The sequence below is a fragment of the Micromonospora sp. HK10 genome, assembly GCF_000982955.1.
Lineage (GTDB): Bacteria > Actinomycetota > Actinomycetes > Mycobacteriales > Micromonosporaceae > Micromonospora.
Window position 1 is genome coordinate 1 of the sequence record NZ_KQ058701.1, and the last position, 14,365, is coordinate 14,365.

The following is a 14,365-nucleotide window of genomic DNA, read 5'->3' on the forward strand; positions in this document are numbered from 1 at the left end:
CGGCGCGCCCTGGGTCGGCCCCTCCTCGGCGCTGGGCAGCCGGGGATCGGGCACCTGGGCCGGGCCGGCCGCCCCGAAGGTGGCCTCCGTCCCGGGCCAGCGCAGCGCGGCCGGCTCCCCGACGTCGTGCCGGTCGTCGCGGCCGAGCACCCAGCGGGTCATCCCGTCGGCCGCCAGCCGCAGCAGCTGGGCGCGGCCGTCGCGGGAGGTGGTGGCCAGCGGCACCGCCGAGTCGACCCGGGCGCCGGGCGCGGCGTCGCAGAGCAGCAGGTTGAGCATCGGCCCGACCAGGCGGTGGAACCCGCTGCGGTCGCGCAGGGTCACCCCGTCCGGGATGGCCACCTCGTCGGCGTACGGGGTGCGCGGGCCGGGCGCGTGCGCCATGGCGCCCAGCCGCAGCCAGCCGGACTGCTGGTAGTGGCGCAGCCGCTGGGCGAACCAGGTGGACTGGGCCTCGCCGAGGAAGCCGTACCGGTCCTCCTCGCGGTGGGTGAGGGCGATGGTGGAGTTCAGCCCGGCCACCACCACCCGCAGGTCCGGCACGGGGAACAGCGTCCAGGGCTGCTCACTGTCGAAGATCCGGTCCTCGATGCCCTGGTACAGCTCGTCGAAGAGCCGTGCGTAGTGCCGCCACTTCGGCCAGTACGGCGGCTGCGGGTCGACGTCGTCGGCCTCGCAGGTGGCGAAGTACGCCCGGCTGGCGGCCAGGGTGACGTCGCGCGGGCCGGGCACCACGACCAGCCGGTGCGGCTCCAGCCCGAGCAGCACCCGCAGGCCGGTGAGGAAGGTCAGCGCGTCGGAGAACTCCCGCGGGCTGCCCGACTCGGTCAGGTTGCCGGCCACCACGAGCAGGTCCGGGCGGGGCACCCCGTCGTTCATCAGCAGGGTGAGGTCGCCCATCAGGTGTTCCTGGAGCTCGCCGGGGGTGACCGGGGCACCGGGGGCGATCATGCCGCGGCCGAAGCGCGGCCCGGCCACCTGGAGCACGGTCAGCGTGCCCCGGGACACCGGCGCGGCGGTCGCGGCGGGCGGGAACGGCGGCGGGTTGATCGGCGTACGCCGGGCCCGCCGGGGTGCCGGCGGGCCGGCGGCCGGGGCGGCGAGCACCCCGGCCGGATCGGCGGGGTGGTGCGGGAACGCCGGCTGCCGCATCGGCTTGGCCCGGCCGTCGAGCGCCTCCCGGATCCGGTCGAGCACCCGGCCCCGGGCCTGTGCCGGGTCGGTGACGCCGACCAGGTCGACGTAGGTGATGGTGGCCAGCAGCCCGTCGATCGGGCAGTCCTCCACCCGGACGGTGACCAGCTTGTTGCCGGTGCCGTCCGGGTCGGCGCGCAGCGCCGCCTGCCACTCCAGCTTGCCGTAGGTGGAGTGCAGGTAGCGTTCGGAGAGCACCGCCACCACCACCTCGGCCTCGCGGACCCCGCGGTCCATGAAGTCGATGAAGTTGGTGCCGGCCACGAAGTCCCACGCCTGCAACAGCGTGCGGTACCCGGCGGCCTCGAACTCCCAGGCGAGCCAGGTGGCCCAGCGTTCGTCAGCCGGCGAGTAGCTGATGAAGAAGTCGATGGGGCGGTCGGACCGGGTGGGGTGCGCGCCTACAGCCACGTGGTCATTATCACCACCGACGGTCAATCCGTGGCCACCCTCGGCAGCCGCGTCGGGCCCGACCGGGCGCGCGTGGGTGTGCGAGGATCATGCGTCGTGAAGACCGTCGGCGAGCCGCCGTCCGCCGTGCCGGACCGATCGCGTTGGGGTCGGCTGCACGTACTGGACTGGATCGCGATCGGGCTCGCGGTCCTCGGCGTGGCCGCTGTCCTCACCGGCCTGCTCCCCCGGGCCGACGCCGAGGCCACCCTCCGCCGGATCGGGCCCATCCTGGTCTTCCTCGGCACGGTCGTGGTGCTGGCCGAGCTGACCGCGGTGGCCGGGGTCTTCGACGCCCTGGCCGCCCGGGTGGCGATCACCGCCCGGGGCAGTTACCGGGCGCTGTTCTGGCTCTGCGTCGGGTTCGCCTCGGTGACCACCATCGCGCTCAACCTGGACACCACCGCCGTGCTGCTCACCCCGGTGATGATCGCCTTGGCCCGCAAGCTCGGTGTGCCACCGACGCCGCTGGCGATGACCACGGTCTGGCTGGCGAACACGGCGAGCCTGCTGCTGCCGGTGTCCAATCTGACCAACATCCTGGCCAGCGACCGGATCGCGTTGGAGCCGGTGCCGTGGGCGGCCCGGATGTGGGCGCCGCAACTGGTGGCCATCGTGATCACCATGGTGCTGCTGTGGTGGTGGTACTGGCGGCCGGCGCGGGCCGGCGCCGACCCCTTCGTGCCCCCACCGCCGCACGTGCCGCCCGACCGGGTGCTGTACCGCACCGCGATCCTCGCCTGCCTGCTCTTCGTGGCCGGGATCCTGGTCGGGGTCGAGATCGGCGTCGCCTCCGGGGTGGCCGCCGCGATCCTGGTCGGCGGGTTCGCGGTACGCGCCCGGGGCAGCCTGCGGTTCGCGCTGGTGCCGTGGCGGCTGCTGGTCTTCGTGACCGGGCTCTTCCTGGTGGTGCAGACCATCGGCCGGTACGGGCTGGACACCGTGATGGGCACGCTGATCGGCGGCGACCCGGGCGCCGAGGGCGCGCTGCGCGCGGGCGCCGTCGGCGCGCTCGCCGCCAACGTGGTCAACAACCTGCCCGCCTATCTGGCCGGGGAGGCGGTGATCGCCGTCGACCACCACACCCAGCTGCTGGCCCTGCTGGTCGGCACCAACGTCGGCCCGCTGGCCACCCCGTGGGCGTCGCTGGCCACCCTGATCTGGTACGAGCGTTGCCGGGCCGCGGGGGTGGCGGTGCCGCTGGGCCGGTTCGTCGCCACCAGCGCCGCGCTCGCCGCCCTGGCCACCACGGCCACCGTGGCCACCCTGCTGGTCGCGTCCTGACTCCCTGGTCGGCGGCCCCCGCGACCGGGTCGCGACGGGCGGGCCGGCCTCGTGCGCCCGGCCTCACCGGCCTCGGCCCAGGCCGCCGTCGTCAGCGTGACGGCCCGGCCAACCGGCGGACGGCATACAGCAGCGCGCTGGCGGCAAAGAGCGCCCCGCTGACCGCCAGCCATCGGCCGAGCATCGCCCGAGGCGCCAGGCTAGTCGCCGCCAGGTAGGTGCCGTCGCCGAGCCCGAGGATCCCGGGCAGGTAGACCAGGAACAGCAGGCCGGCGCCGAGCGCCGGGACCCGGACGTGGTTCAACGACGACGGCGTCCCCCGCCGGCCCAGGGCGGCCCGCAGCACCCGGTCGACCGAGGCGTACGCCGGGAAGAGGACCAGGTCGTGCGCGACGGCCGCGCCGACGAACCAGAGCAGCATCCGGCCGGCCGACGCCTCGCCGGCCAACCGCAGCGCGATCCAGCCGGTGACCGCGAAGCAGCCGGCCAGCAGCGCCAGGTGCCAGGGCGCCGCGCCGTACGCCCGCCGGAACTCAGCCATCGAAGACGATCTCCTCGACCCACTTGGTGCAGTGCACCCCGGGCAGCGCGGGCACGATGATCCGGGCCGGGTAGCCGTGGTCCGGGCTGAGGTCGACGCCGTTGACCCGCAGGGCGAGCAGCGCGTCCGGGTCGCCGACCTGGTTGCCCTGCAGCCTCGCCTGGCGGAACTGGCCGGTCCGCTCCAGCGAGCGCACCCGCGCCGAGCCCGGGTCGGTCGCGCCGACCATCGCGGCGAGGTCCCGCAACCGGACCCCGGTCCAGGTCTGCGACGTGGACCACCCCTCCACGCAGGCGATCGGCAGGGTGGCGGTGTGCTGCGCCAGCGCGAGCAGCCGGCCCCGGTCCAGGGTGGCGGTGCGGTCCCCGGCGCGCAGGGTGAGCCGCCAGTCCGGCCCGGTCTGCGCCGGCGTGACGCCGGCCGCGGCGACGCTGCGGTTGACCGGGAAGCCGGTGGGGCCGGCGCCGGCCCGCCGGCCCCGGGGCAGCAGCAGCGCGGTGCGGCGCAGCGCGTCGACGCTCTGCCCGACGGTCAGCGCGGCCAGCAGCAGCGAGCCGCCGCCGACCAGGGCCAGCACCCCGCGCCGGCTCATCGTGGCCGGGCCGGGCCGCCTGGCCACCAGGCCGTCCGGGTCCGCCGGCTCCGGCCCGGTGCGGTCCAGCGGGGTACGCCCGTGGTTCGGCCCGCGCAGCGCGGTGAGCATCCGGGGCAGCTTGATCGCCACGTGCGTCACCAGGGCCGCCGTGAAGATCCAGGCGCCGAACCAGTGCGCGGTGTAGAAGTCGAAGCCGAACAGGTACGCGTACTGGATGTTGAGCAGGCCGGTGGCCGTCTGGAAGAGGATGCCGCCGACCAGCAGCAGCAGCGACAGCCGCTCCAGCAGTTGCGCGGCCGAGCGGGCGGGCGGCCAGTCGAAGAGCTTCGGCACCACCGACCAGAGTTTGCCCAGCACCACCGGCACCAGCACGATGCCGAGCGTCACGTGCAGTCCCTGGGTGACCCGGAACAGCCAGGCGGGCCGGGTGGGCCAGGCGAAGACCGGCGGGTGCAGCCAGCCCACGTCCCGGGGGAAGGCCTGGTCGAGCCGGGGCGCGTAGGCGATCCAGTCGAGCAGGCCGGTGACGATCACCAGGGGCAGGGTGGCGAGCAGCACCGCGCCGAGCATCGAGGTCAGCCACGGTCCCCGGACCGGGCTGCGCCAGGCTCGGTCCGCGGCGTCGACCCCGGGCGGCCGGTGCCGGGCCAGCGCGCGCCACAGCGCGGCCGGGGCGGCGGCCGGCGCGTCGTCCGGCGGCGGTGGGCTGGCGGGCACGTCTCCTCCTGTGTCGGTGGCGGGCGGGTCCCGGCTCCAGCCAGACGCTAGACGCCGCCGCCGGCCACCGGCCCGGTTTGCCGCATTACCGAACGCTTACCGTCGTGCCGCCGCCCGACCCGCGGCCCGAACCCCGTCCAGGGGCCGCGGTCGGGCATGCGGGGCTGCGCTCGGCGCACACCGGCGGCTCACCCGTGCCCGGGCCGGCCCGCCTCGGCGAGCAGGCGATCACCGAGGTCGGTCCGCGAGTAGAGCACCTGCCGGCCCACCCGGCGCGAGGTGAGCAGCGCGGCGGCGCGCAGCGCCTGCAGGTGCACGCTGAGCGTCGGCGCGGAGAGCGCCATCTGGGTGGCGGCCTGGCTGGTCGACATCGGCAGGTCCAGCTGGGCCAGCAGGGCGGCCCGGGTCTGGCCGAGGACACCGGTCAGCGCCGAGCCGGGCCGATCGAGGCGCTCCGCCCACAGCCGGCCGAGCCCGCGCGGGGAATAGGAGACGCTCGGTGCCGCCGGCCCGGCGGTGCGTACCAGCACATCCGGCCAGGCGAAGGCGCACGGCACGAGCAGCAGCCCACGCCCGCCGCAGTCGGCGTGGCCCTCGTAGTACTTGACGACGCGCAGCGTCCCGTTGGCGAAGGTCACCGACGGGTGCAGGTCGCGCAGCATCCGGTCGACGCCGCCGTCGGCCAGGGCGTCGAGCCGGTAGGCGATGTCGTCGTTGAGCAACGCGTCCAGCCGCGGCCAGTCCGGGGCGATCACCACCCGGTGGTACGCCTCGATCGCCGCGGTGACCGGGCCGATGCCCGCGTCCGGGCGGTCCACCAGCGCCTGCAGCAGGGCGCGCCGGCCCTCACGGCCCGGGCCCTGCTGGGCGATCCGGTGGCCCGCCAGGTGCGCCAGCTCCCGCGCCACGACCTCCGGGTCGGCGGCGGCGACCTGCTCGAGCGCCTCGGCGAAGGTCGACGACCGGCGCTCCGGTGGCGGCAGCAGGAAGTCGGGAAGATAGCCCGCTGGGCGCACCAGCGCCCGCAGCAGGTCGAGGTCGTGCCCGCGCAGCCGGCCCGCGCGCTCGGCGAACCGGTCGAGCCACGGACGGTGCAGGTGCGGCCCGCGCTGGCCCGCGGCGAGGGTACGCAGGCTCGCGACGGTCTCCGTGAGCGGCGAGGCGGCGAAGCGCACCCGGGCCAGGTCCGTCGCCGTGACGTGCAGATGGATCACGCGGACGCCCTCCGATTAGGGCTCAGCCTAATCGTGGCCGGGCCGTCGTGGCCACCCGAGACTGAGGACACCCAACCGGACCATGGAGGACAGCAGAGATGCGTACCCTGATCTACACCGCCTTCGTATCCCTGGACGGCGTCGTCGACTCGCCCGGCGGCGGCAGCCCGACCGAGGCGCACCGCAGCGGCGGGTGGACCTACCGGGACATCGAGTTCCGGCCCGAGGCGTATGAGCTGAAGGGCCGGGAGACCACCGAGGCCGCCGCGCTGATGTTCGGCCGGACCAGCTACCAGGCGTTCGCACCGGTGTGGCCGGACCTGGCGGACTTCGCCGCCCTCAAGGACCTGCCGAAGTACGTCGTCTCGACCACCCTCGACCCGGCGGCCCTCGTCCACAACTGGGGTGAGATCACCATCCTGCGCTCCCTCGACGACGTCGCGGCGCTCAAGGAGACCGACGGCGGCCCGATCGTCGTGCACGGCAGCGCCACCCTCGCCCGCAACCTCTCCGACGCCGGCCTGATCGACCGCTACCACCTGCTGGTCTTCCCGCTGCTGCTCGGCGCCGGCAAGCGGATGTTCAGCGACACCGACAGGGACAAGCAGCTGCTCAGGGTCGTCGAGTCCGAGACGTACGCCAACGGCATCGTCAAACTCGTCTACGACGTGGTCCGCTGAGGTGACCGGGATGAACCACGAACCGGTGACGGAGAGCCTGTCCGCGGCGTACGAGCGGTTGCACGCGTACGGGCCGGAGTTCGGCGGCGACGAGGAAGGCAACCACGGGCTGACCAACCACGGTCCGATGGCGGTGGAGGTGATGCTCCGGCGCGGGCTGGACGTCGACGTCGAGGGCTGGCTCGACCGCTACGTACGCCGTCTGGCGGAGCTGCCCGCCACGGGCGCGACCATCCGCGCCGACGAGTGGCAGGCCGCCCTGGGTCAGGCGCGACGGCTGCCCGACTGGGCCGCGTACTTCCGGCACGAGCTGGCCGGGCGGGCGTGGCAGGAGGTGCTCGCCCAGTGGTGGCCACGGCTGCTGCCGGGCATCGTGGCCGGCTCCACCCACGGCGTGATCCGGGTCGGCCACGCGGTGCGCGCCCTGCGCGGCGCCGCCGGCGCGCCGGCCGGCCCGGCCCTCGACGAGCTGGCCCACGGGCTGGCGTTCTGGGCCGCGCGCTACCGCCCGCTCGCCGGGGTCGTCGCGCCGGCCGGCACCCTGAGCCCGCGCCAGGCCCTCCCCGCCGTCACCCGGCTGGCGGACCAGAGCGGCTTCATCGCGCATCGCCTGGACCGGCTCGAACGCAGCCCGGGCTGGGCCGGCAGCCTGCGGACCCTGGCGCCCGCCGGGTCCGCCGAGGAGGTCCCGGCGCGGCTGGCGGGACTCGTCGACGCCGCCACCGAGGCCTACCTCGGGCTCGGCCACGGCTCGCCGGTCCTGCTGGTGCACGCCGCCACCGCGCCCAACGCGGTGCGCCACGTGCTGCCGGTCCTGCCGGTCGGGCTGTGGCTGCCGAGCCTCGCGGCAGCCTGGGCCGCCGCGGCGGCGGTGGTCGCGACGTACGCCCCGGCCCGGCCGGCGCCGGCCGCCGAGATCGCCGGGCGCTACCCCGGGGTGACCCGCGAGGACGCGCTCCAGCGGGCCGCCGAGCACGGCGACGAGCATGTCCTGAAGTTCGCCGACACGGCCGTCGAGGCGTACGACCGTACCGGCGATCCCGCGATGCTGGCCGCGACGCTGCACGTGGGCGCGTTGATCGAGCGCCCCTGACGCGCGCGGTGGGCCCTCGGCGACGGTCCGGAGCGCCGGCCGGGTTGGATGCGGCTGCCGGAGCGGGGCTGGTGGGCCTGGCGCTCTTACGGAACGCTGACGTCCACCGCGAACCGGCCGGTCCGGGTCGCCCGGTGCCCTAGCGTGGATCGCATGCGGGTACTGGTCACCGGCGCCGCCGGCTTCATCGGATCGCAGATCGCCGACCTGCTCGTCGCCGAGGGGCACGAGCCGGTGTGCCTGGACGCGCTGCTGCCCCAGGCGCACGGCGGCACCCTGCCCGAGTGGTCCCGGCGGCACGACCCGGTGCTCGGCGACGTACGCGACGCCGGGCTGCTGGACCGGCTGTTGTCCGGGGTGGACGCGGTCTGCCACCAGGCGGCGATGGTGGGGCACGGGTTGGACCCGTCGGACGCCCCGGACTACGCCGCCCACAACGATCACGGCACCGCGGTGCTGCTCGCCGCGATGCACCGGGCCGGGGTGGCCCGGCTGGTGCTGGCCAGCTCGATGGTGGTCTACGGCGAAGGGCGCTACACCTGCCGGCGGCACGGGGTGGTCCGGCCCGCGCCGCGCCGCCCCGCCGACCTGGCCGCCGGCCGGTACGACCCGACCTGCCCGACGTGCGGCGGCACCCTCGCCCCGGCCCTGGTTCCCGAGGACGCCCCGCTGGAGCCGCGCAGCACGTACGCGGCCAGCAAGCTCGCCCAGGAGCACTACGCCGCCGCGTGGGCCCGGCAGACCGGGGGCGGGGTGTGGGCGCTGCGCTACCACAACGTCTACGGGCCGCGGATGCCCCGCGACACCCCGTACGCCGGGGTGGCCTCGCTGTTCCGCTCGGCGCTGGCCGGCGGGCGGGCGCCCCTGGTCTACGAGGACGGCCGGCAGCGCCGCGACTTCGTGCACGTGACCGACGTGGCCCGGGCCAACCTGCGGGCGCTCAGCGCGCCCACGCCGGACGGCCTGGTGGCGGTGAACATCTGCTCCGGCGAGCCGCGCACGGTCGGCGACCTGGCGGTGACGCTGGCCCGGGCGATGGACGGCCCGGAACCCGAGGTGGTCGGCGGCGCGCGGGCGGCCGACGTGCGGCACGTGGTGGCCGATCCGCGGCGGGCCCGGGAACTGCTCGGCTTCACCGCCGAGGTGCGCTTCGCGGACGGGGTGACCGCCTTCGCCACCGACCCGCTGCGCGAGCCCGCAGCCCTGCCCGCCTAGCCCTTCCCCCGGCCGCGACGCGGGCCACGCGACGCGGCGCGGCCGGCGGCGTCGGGGCGGTCAGGAGACGGTGAGCAGGAGGTGGTTGACGGCCAGGGCGGTGAGCGCCTGGCCGGCGAGCCACCAGCGGCGGGCGGGGGCCGGCAGGTGGGCGGCGGCGACCAGCAGCCACACCACGAAGGGCAGCCAGATCCGTTCCACCTCGGCCTTGCTCATGCCGGACAGGTCGGCCGCGAGCACGGCCAGCGCCGCGCCGGCCGGCAGCAGCACGGTGGGCCCCAGCGCCCGTACCCGCCGGTCCACCGCCCGACCCGCCCGAACGCGCCGGTCCCCCGGACCAGGGGGCGGGGTGGGGGCGGCGGGTGACCGCCACGCCGCGCGGGCCGCCAGGGCGGTACGGCGCAGCGCCGGACCGAGCACCGGACCGGCGGAGAGCAGCAGCGCGGCCAGGTTCGCCCAGACCCAGTACCCGTAGGGGCGGTCGGCCGCCCAACCCTGGTAGTAGCGCTCGACGACCCGGTCGTACCCCTCCCACCAGCGGAAACCGGCCAGCAGGAACACGGCGGTCACGGCGGCGACCCCGGCCGCGGCGGCCACCAGCGCGGCCGCCCGGCGGTCCCGGCGCAGCGCGAGCACGACCGCCGCCAGCACGCCGACCAGCACGAAGCCGTACGACAGGTACAGCGCGAAGCCGAGCAGCAGCCCACCGGCCAGCGCGGCGACCGGCCCCCGGACCGCCAGCAGGGCGAGCCCGGCGGCGACGACACCGGTGAAGACGGCGTCACCGGAGGCGCCGATCCAGACCGCGCCCGGCAGCAGCACCAGGAAGGGCAGCACCGCCCGGGCCGCATCGGCGGCGCCCAGCGCGCGCAGGGTGACCGGGACCGAGACCGCGGCGGTCGCCCCGACCAGCACGCAGCACAGCGCCGCCGCGGTGCCGCCGCCGAGGCCGACCCGGTCCAGCCAGACGAAGACCAGCAGCGCGCCCGGCGGGTGGCCGGCGGTGTGCGTCGACCAGGAGTCGGGCTGGAAGTCGAGGATCCGGGCGGTGAAGCCGGCCAGCATCCGGGGGATGTCGACCACGCCGGGCACCTCGTGCAGGTACTCGGCCTGCGGGGTGAGCCGGCGGGTGAGCCCCACCGACCAACCGTCCACCAGGGCCAGGGCGAGCGTCCAGGCCACCGCCGCGAGCCAGCCGGCGGCCAGCAGCGGCCCCCACCGCGCGGTCCGGGCCCAGCGCAGGCCCGGCCCGAGCACGACCCCGGCGACCAGCAGCGCGAGCGGCGTGCCCCAGCCGACGTGCGGATGCCAGGCGGCGTAGAGCGGGGCGGCGTCCGCGTGCAGCCCCACGCCGCGCCGGTTGAGCACCAGCCCGACCAGCACCGCGGCGGCCAGCAGCGCCGCCTCGACGGCGAGCACGAGCACGTCGGCCGGGCGCCGTCGCGGCGTGCGGTCCGCGGCCGGCCGGCGGGCCAGGGTGGGTGCGGGTCTCATGACGACCGGACGGTACGGCGTCCGCGGCCGTCCCGTCCGCCGAACGGCCGGCCCGTCACCGGACGGTAAGAATCGCCCGTTCGGTAAGGGTTCGGTAAGGACGATCGCGGCGTACGTGGGCGTCCGGCGGCCTAGCGTCGGCGGCATGCCGACTGAGATCGACGTGGTGCTGCCGTGCCTGGACGAGGCCGCCGCCCTGCCGGGCGTGCTGACGGCGCTGCCGCCCGGCTACCGGGCGATCGTGGTGGACAACGGTTCGCGGGACGGCTCGCCCGAGGTGGCGGCCCGGCACGGCGCGCGGGTGGTCCGCGAGCCCCGGCGCGGCTACGGCGCGGCGGTGCACACCGGACTGGAACACGCCGAGACCGAGCTGGTCTGCGTCCTCGACGCCGACGGCTCGTTCGACCCCGCTGAGCTGCCCGCCCTGGTCGCCCCTGTGCTGGCCGGGACGGCGGATCTGGCGGTGGGCCGGCGGCGCCCGGTCCGGGCCGGGGTGTGGCCGTGGCACGCCCGGGCCGGCACCGCGCTGGTCGCGGCGCTGCTGCGCCAGCGCGGGGTGCCGCTGCGCGACCTCAGCCCGATCCGGGTGGCCCACCGGGAGGCACTGCTCGGACTCGGGGTCACCGACCGGGCCTTCGGCTACCCGCTGGAGCTGATGATCCGCGCCGCGGCGGCCGGCTGGCGGATCCACGAACGCGACGTCGCCTACGCCCCGCGCGCGGCCGGCACCCGGTCCAAGGTCTCCGGCTCGGTACGCGGCACGCTCCGCGCCACCCGGGACTTCGTCACCGTGCTGCGCACCGTGGACGGCCGGCGGTGACGGTCCTGCTGGTGGTGGCGAAGGCCCCGGTGGCCGGGGCGGTCAAGACCCGGCTCTGCCCGCCGGCCACCCCCGCCCGGGCGGCCCGGATCGCGGCGGCGGCCCTGCGCGACACCGTCGACGCGGTGGCCGCCACCCCGGGGGTCACGCCGGTGCTCGCGCTGTCCGGCCGGCTCGCCGAGGCGGAGGACGGCGAGCAGCTGGCCGCCGCGGTCGCCGGCTGGCCGGTCCTGCCGCAGCGGGGCCCGGACCTTGCCTCCCGGCTCGCGCACGCGCACGCCGACGTGGCCGCCGCGTACCCGGGCCGGCCGGTGCTCCAGATCGGCATGGACACCCCCCAGGTGACCCCGTCGGACCTGGCCGAGGCGGTCCGCCGGCTGGCCGTGGCCGGCACCGACGCGGTGCTGGGCGGGGCCGCGGACGGCGGCTGGTGGGCGCTGGGCCTGCGCGACCCGCGGCACGCGGCGGCGCTGCGCGGCGTGCCGATGTCCACTCCCGGCACCGGACGGCTGACCGGGGCGGCGCTGGCCGGGCGGGGCCTGCGGGTGGCGCCGCTGCCGGTGCTGCGGGACGTCGACGGCTGGACCGACGCCCTCGCCGTGGCCGGCCTGGTGCCCGGTGGCCGGTTCGCCGGGGAGGTCGCCGCGCTGCACCGCGCCCTGGTGCTCGGGGACGCCCGGTGACCGGGGACGGCTTCGCCACCGCCCTGCGCTCGCGTGGCACGCACTGGCTGGTACACGCCGACGGGACGCGCAGCCGGCTGCCGGTGGAGCGGTGGCACGGCACGGCCGAGGCGGCGATCCTCGCGGTGGTCGCCCGCTGCGCCGGCCCCACCCTCGACCTGGGCTGCGGTCCGGGCCGGCTCACCCAGGCGCTCACCGGGGCGGGGGTGACCACGGTCGGGGTGGACGTGTCGGCCCGGGCGGTCGCGTTGACCCGGGCGCGGGGCGCGGTCGCCGTCCAGGCCGACCTGTTCGACCCGCTGCCGGCGGAGGGCCGGTGGCGGCACGCGGTGCTGCTCGACGGCAACATCGGCATCGGCGGTGATCCGGCGGCGCTGCTGCGCCGGTGCCGGGCGCTGCTGCGGCCCGCCGGCAGCGTCCTGGTCGAGCTGGACCCGCCGGGCAGCGGCGCCTGGCGGGGGCAGGCGCGGGTGGTGTCCGGCCGGCGGCGCGGGCCGAGCTTCCGCTGGGCCCGGCTGGACACCCGGGCGGTGCCCGAGGTGGCCGCGGCGGCCGGCCTGACGGTCCGCGAGGTCTATCCGGCCGGCCGCCGCTGGTTCGCCGAGCTGGCGGCCGGCTGATCCACCGGGCACCGGAGGGTCCGACCCGCATCGAGCTGACCGGTGCGGTCCCGGCCGGTCACCGACCGCTGATCGGGGCGGTCCCGGCGGGTCACCGACCGTGGCGCGCCCGGACCGTGGCCTCGACCAGGGCGGCCGCCTCGGGCAGCCGGGCGGCGTCGAGCGGGCCCAACCCGGCCCGCCGCCGCGCCGCCGCCGGCACGGACCCCAGCGGGCCCGCGTCGGCCAGGTACGCCGACAGCAGCTCACCGGCCACCCCGCACAGCGGCTGCGACCGGTCCACCGCGACCTCGGCCAGGATCAGCGCGGTCATCGCCCGGTCCAGCGCGGGCGGGCCTTCGGTCGCGTTCGTCCAGTCGATGACGACCGGCCCGGCCGGCGTGAGGAGCACGTTCTGCGGATGCAGATCGAGGTGGAGCAGCCGGACGGCGGGATCGGCCGAGCGCGGGGCGGGCAACGCGTGCAGCCGCGCGTGCAGGTCCACCAGCAGGCGCGCCACCGACCGGAGCGGCACGTCACCCGCGACGAACGCCTCGACCAGGGTGGGGCCGGGCACCCGGTCGAGCACCAGGTCCGGACCGTCGGCGTGGTGCACCCGGGGCACCGGGTAGCCGGCGGCGTGCAGGTGACGCAGCACCGCCGCCTCGGCGCGCACGTCGCCACCGGACCGGTACCGGCGCAGCACCCGGTCACCGTCCAGGGCGTACACGTCGGCGGTCCGGCCGGAGGCCAGCGGCGGGCCCGTCACCGCGGGGATCGCGCTGCTGCCGTCGCCCGGCCGGTCGGTGCGCTCGACCGGTTCGATCGCCATCGGGACTCCTCCAGTTCGGGGCCGGCGGCCCGACCCGCCCCACCGTAGGGCCGATCGACAACCACCCGTGCGCCGACTACGGTCGCTGGCACACCGCCCGATCGCCGCACCGGCCGGTCCGACGCCCGTCGCCGCGCCGCGCCACCGGAAGGGGTCGCCATCATGACGGTCAGCAGCACCGACACCGGCGCGGGACCGGTCCGCGTCGGTCACGGCCCGCACCGGGTGCTCGCGCTGCACGGCTGGTTCGGCTCGGCGCGCGGCTGGGGCTTCCTGCCGGACCTGATCGACCCGGAGCGCTTCAGCTGGGCGTTCCTCGACTACCGCGGGTACGGCGCCCGCCGGGACGTCCCGGGCGACCACACCCTCGCCGAGATCTCCCACGACGCGCTGGAGCTGGCCGACACCCTCGGCTGGGACACCTTCTCGGTGGTCGGGCACTCGATGGGCGGCAGCGCCGCCCAGCGGGTCCTCGCCGACGCGCCCGACCGGGTGGACCGCCTCGTCGGGATCAGCCCGGTGCCGGCCGGCGGGGTGCCGTTCGACCTGCAGAGCTGGGCGCTGTTCGACGGCGCGGCGGCCAACCCGGCCAACCGGCGCGCGATCATCGACCTGACCACCGGCAACCGGCTCTCCGGCCGGTGGCTGGAGGAGATGGTCCGGTTCTCCCTCGACCACTCCACGCCGGCGGCCTTCGGGGCGTACCTCACCGCGTGGGCGCGCACCGACTTCACCGACGAGGTGAAAGGCAACGAGATCCCCGCGCTCGCCGTCGTCGGCGAGCACGATCCGGCGCTGGGCGCCGACACGATGCGCGGGACCTGGCTGCGCCACTACCCGAACGCCCGGCTCGAGGTGCTCGCCAACGCCGGGCACTACGCGATGTACGAGACCCCGGTCCGGCTGGTCACCGTCCTCGAGGACTTCCTCGGCGGGTGAGCCTCGGCCCGGCGC

The 14,365-nt window shown here is 76.7% G+C and carries 14 protein-coding genes; 8 read left to right on the plus strand and 6 right to left on the minus strand.

Going from position 1 to position 14,365, the window contains the following annotated elements:
* A partial coding sequence (locus tag LQ51_RS05095; RefSeq protein ID WP_046563492.1) for a TIR domain-containing protein occupies positions 1-1,605 on the minus strand: 1,605 nt, incomplete at its 3' end.
* Between the two features lie 96 nt (positions 1,606-1,701).
* Between LQ51_RS05095 and LQ51_RS05100 the strand changes: the two genes are divergently transcribed.
* Complete coding sequence (locus LQ51_RS05100) at positions 1,702-2,928, plus strand: ArsB/NhaD family transporter (protein ID WP_046563493.1); 1,227 nt, start codon at positions 1,702-1,704, stop codon at positions 2,926-2,928.
* A gap of 91 nt (positions 2,929-3,019) precedes the next feature.
* Here LQ51_RS05100 and LQ51_RS05105 read toward each other — a convergent pair whose 3' ends face one another.
* The 3 genes from LQ51_RS05105 to LQ51_RS05115 form a co-directional block, all read right to left on the minus strand.
* Positions 3,020-3,469 (minus strand): hypothetical protein, encoded by a 450-nt coding sequence (locus LQ51_RS05105; RefSeq protein WP_046563494.1) that lies wholly within the window; start codon positions 3,467-3,469, stop codon positions 3,020-3,022.
* Positions 3,462-4,781 (minus strand): molybdopterin-dependent oxidoreductase, encoded by a 1,320-nt coding sequence (locus LQ51_RS05110; RefSeq protein WP_082159273.1) that lies wholly within the window; start codon positions 4,779-4,781, stop codon positions 3,462-3,464. Before LQ51_RS05110 ends, LQ51_RS05105 begins: the two co-directional genes overlap by 8 nt.
* A gap of 188 nt (positions 4,782-4,969) precedes the next feature.
* Positions 4,970-5,995 carry a DUF5937 family protein gene (locus LQ51_RS05115; RefSeq protein ID WP_046563495.1) on the minus strand — a complete coding sequence of 342 codons (1,026 nt, stop codon included), beginning with the start codon at positions 5,993-5,995 and terminating at the stop codon, positions 4,970-4,972.
* A gap of 98 nt (positions 5,996-6,093) precedes the next feature.
* On the opposite strand from LQ51_RS05115, the gene LQ51_RS05120 reads away from it, so the two are divergent.
* The 3 genes from LQ51_RS05120 to LQ51_RS05130 all read left to right on the plus strand — a co-directional run bounded on the left by LQ51_RS05120 (position 6,094) and on the right by LQ51_RS05130 (position 8,983).
* The gene (locus tag LQ51_RS05120; protein WP_046563496.1) at positions 6,094-6,675 is read left to right on the plus strand and encodes a dihydrofolate reductase family protein; all 582 of its coding nucleotides are present in this window, start codon (positions 6,094-6,096) and stop codon (positions 6,673-6,675) included.
* A 10-nt stretch (positions 6,676-6,685) separates the two neighbouring features.
* Positions 6,686-7,768 (plus strand): questin oxidase family protein, encoded by a 1,083-nt coding sequence (locus LQ51_RS05125; RefSeq protein ID WP_046563549.1) that lies wholly within the window; start codon positions 6,686-6,688, stop codon positions 7,766-7,768.
* Positions 7,769-7,921: 153 nt separating this feature from the next.
* Positions 7,922-8,983, plus strand: a complete 1,062-nt coding sequence (locus tag LQ51_RS05130; protein ID WP_046563497.1) for an NAD-dependent epimerase/dehydratase family protein — start codon at positions 7,922-7,924, stop codon at positions 8,981-8,983.
* 60 nt (positions 8,984-9,043) lie between these two features.
* On the opposite strand, the gene LQ51_RS05135 is transcribed toward LQ51_RS05130, so the two are convergent.
* A complete protein-coding gene (locus tag LQ51_RS05135; protein ID WP_046563498.1) occupies positions 9,044-10,477 on the minus strand; it encodes a hypothetical protein in 1,434 nt (477 codons plus the stop codon).
* Between the two features lie 145 nt (positions 10,478-10,622).
* On the opposite strand from LQ51_RS05135, the gene LQ51_RS05140 reads away from it, so the two are divergent.
* From LQ51_RS05140 to LQ51_RS05150, 3 genes are read left to right on the plus strand one after another with little or no spacing between them, the layout of a single operon-like run.
* Complete coding sequence (locus LQ51_RS05140; protein ID WP_046563499.1) at positions 10,623-11,297, plus strand: glycosyltransferase family 2 protein; 675 nt, start codon at positions 10,623-10,625, stop codon at positions 11,295-11,297.
* Complete coding sequence (locus LQ51_RS05145; RefSeq protein WP_046563500.1) at positions 11,294-11,980, plus strand: TIGR04282 family arsenosugar biosynthesis glycosyltransferase; 687 nt, start codon at positions 11,294-11,296, stop codon at positions 11,978-11,980. The genes LQ51_RS05140 and LQ51_RS05145 overlap by 4 nt, the downstream gene beginning before the upstream one ends.
* Complete coding sequence (locus LQ51_RS05150; RefSeq protein WP_046563501.1) at positions 11,977-12,600, plus strand: methyltransferase domain-containing protein; 624 nt, start codon at positions 11,977-11,979, stop codon at positions 12,598-12,600. Before LQ51_RS05145 ends, LQ51_RS05150 begins: the two co-directional genes overlap by 4 nt.
* A gap of 91 nt (positions 12,601-12,691) precedes the next feature.
* Here the strand turns inward: LQ51_RS05150 and LQ51_RS05155 are convergent, their stop codons facing one another.
* Complete coding sequence (locus LQ51_RS05155) at positions 12,692-13,411, minus strand: phosphotransferase (protein ID WP_082159276.1); 720 nt, start codon at positions 13,409-13,411, stop codon at positions 12,692-12,694.
* A 162-nt stretch (positions 13,412-13,573) separates the two neighbouring features.
* On the opposite strand from LQ51_RS05155, the gene LQ51_RS05160 reads away from it, so the two are divergent.
* Positions 13,574-14,350, plus strand: coding sequence for an alpha/beta fold hydrolase (locus LQ51_RS05160; protein ID WP_046563502.1), 777 nt, complete (start codon positions 13,574-13,576; stop codon positions 14,348-14,350).
* The last annotated feature ends 15 nt before the right edge of the window (positions 14,351-14,365 follow it).

Coding starts and splice junctions, on each gene's coding strand:
- LQ51_RS05155 (WP_082159276.1), bottom strand. CDS start 13,411: ATGGCGATCGAACCGGTCGAGCGCACCGACCGGCCGGGCGACGGCAGC.
- LQ51_RS05120 (WP_046563496.1), top strand. CDS start 6,094: ATGCGTACCCTGATCTACACCGCCTTCGTATCCCTGGACGGCGTCGTC.
- LQ51_RS05105 (WP_046563494.1), bottom strand. CDS start 3,469: ATGGCTGAGTTCCGGCGGGCGTACGGCGCGGCGCCCTGGCACCTGGCG.
- LQ51_RS05135 (WP_046563498.1), bottom strand. CDS start 10,477: ATGAGACCCGCACCCACCCTGGCCCGCCGGCCGGCCGCGGACCGCACG.
- LQ51_RS05140 (WP_046563499.1), top strand. CDS start 10,623: ATGCCGACTGAGATCGACGTGGTGCTGCCGTGCCTGGACGAGGCCGCC.
- LQ51_RS05125 (WP_046563549.1), top strand. CDS start 6,686: ATGAACCACGAACCGGTGACGGAGAGCCTGTCCGCGGCGTACGAGCGG.
- LQ51_RS05160 (WP_046563502.1), top strand. CDS start 13,574: ATGACGGTCAGCAGCACCGACACCGGCGCGGGACCGGTCCGCGTCGGT.
- LQ51_RS05130 (WP_046563497.1), top strand. CDS start 7,922: ATGCGGGTACTGGTCACCGGCGCCGCCGGCTTCATCGGATCGCAGATC.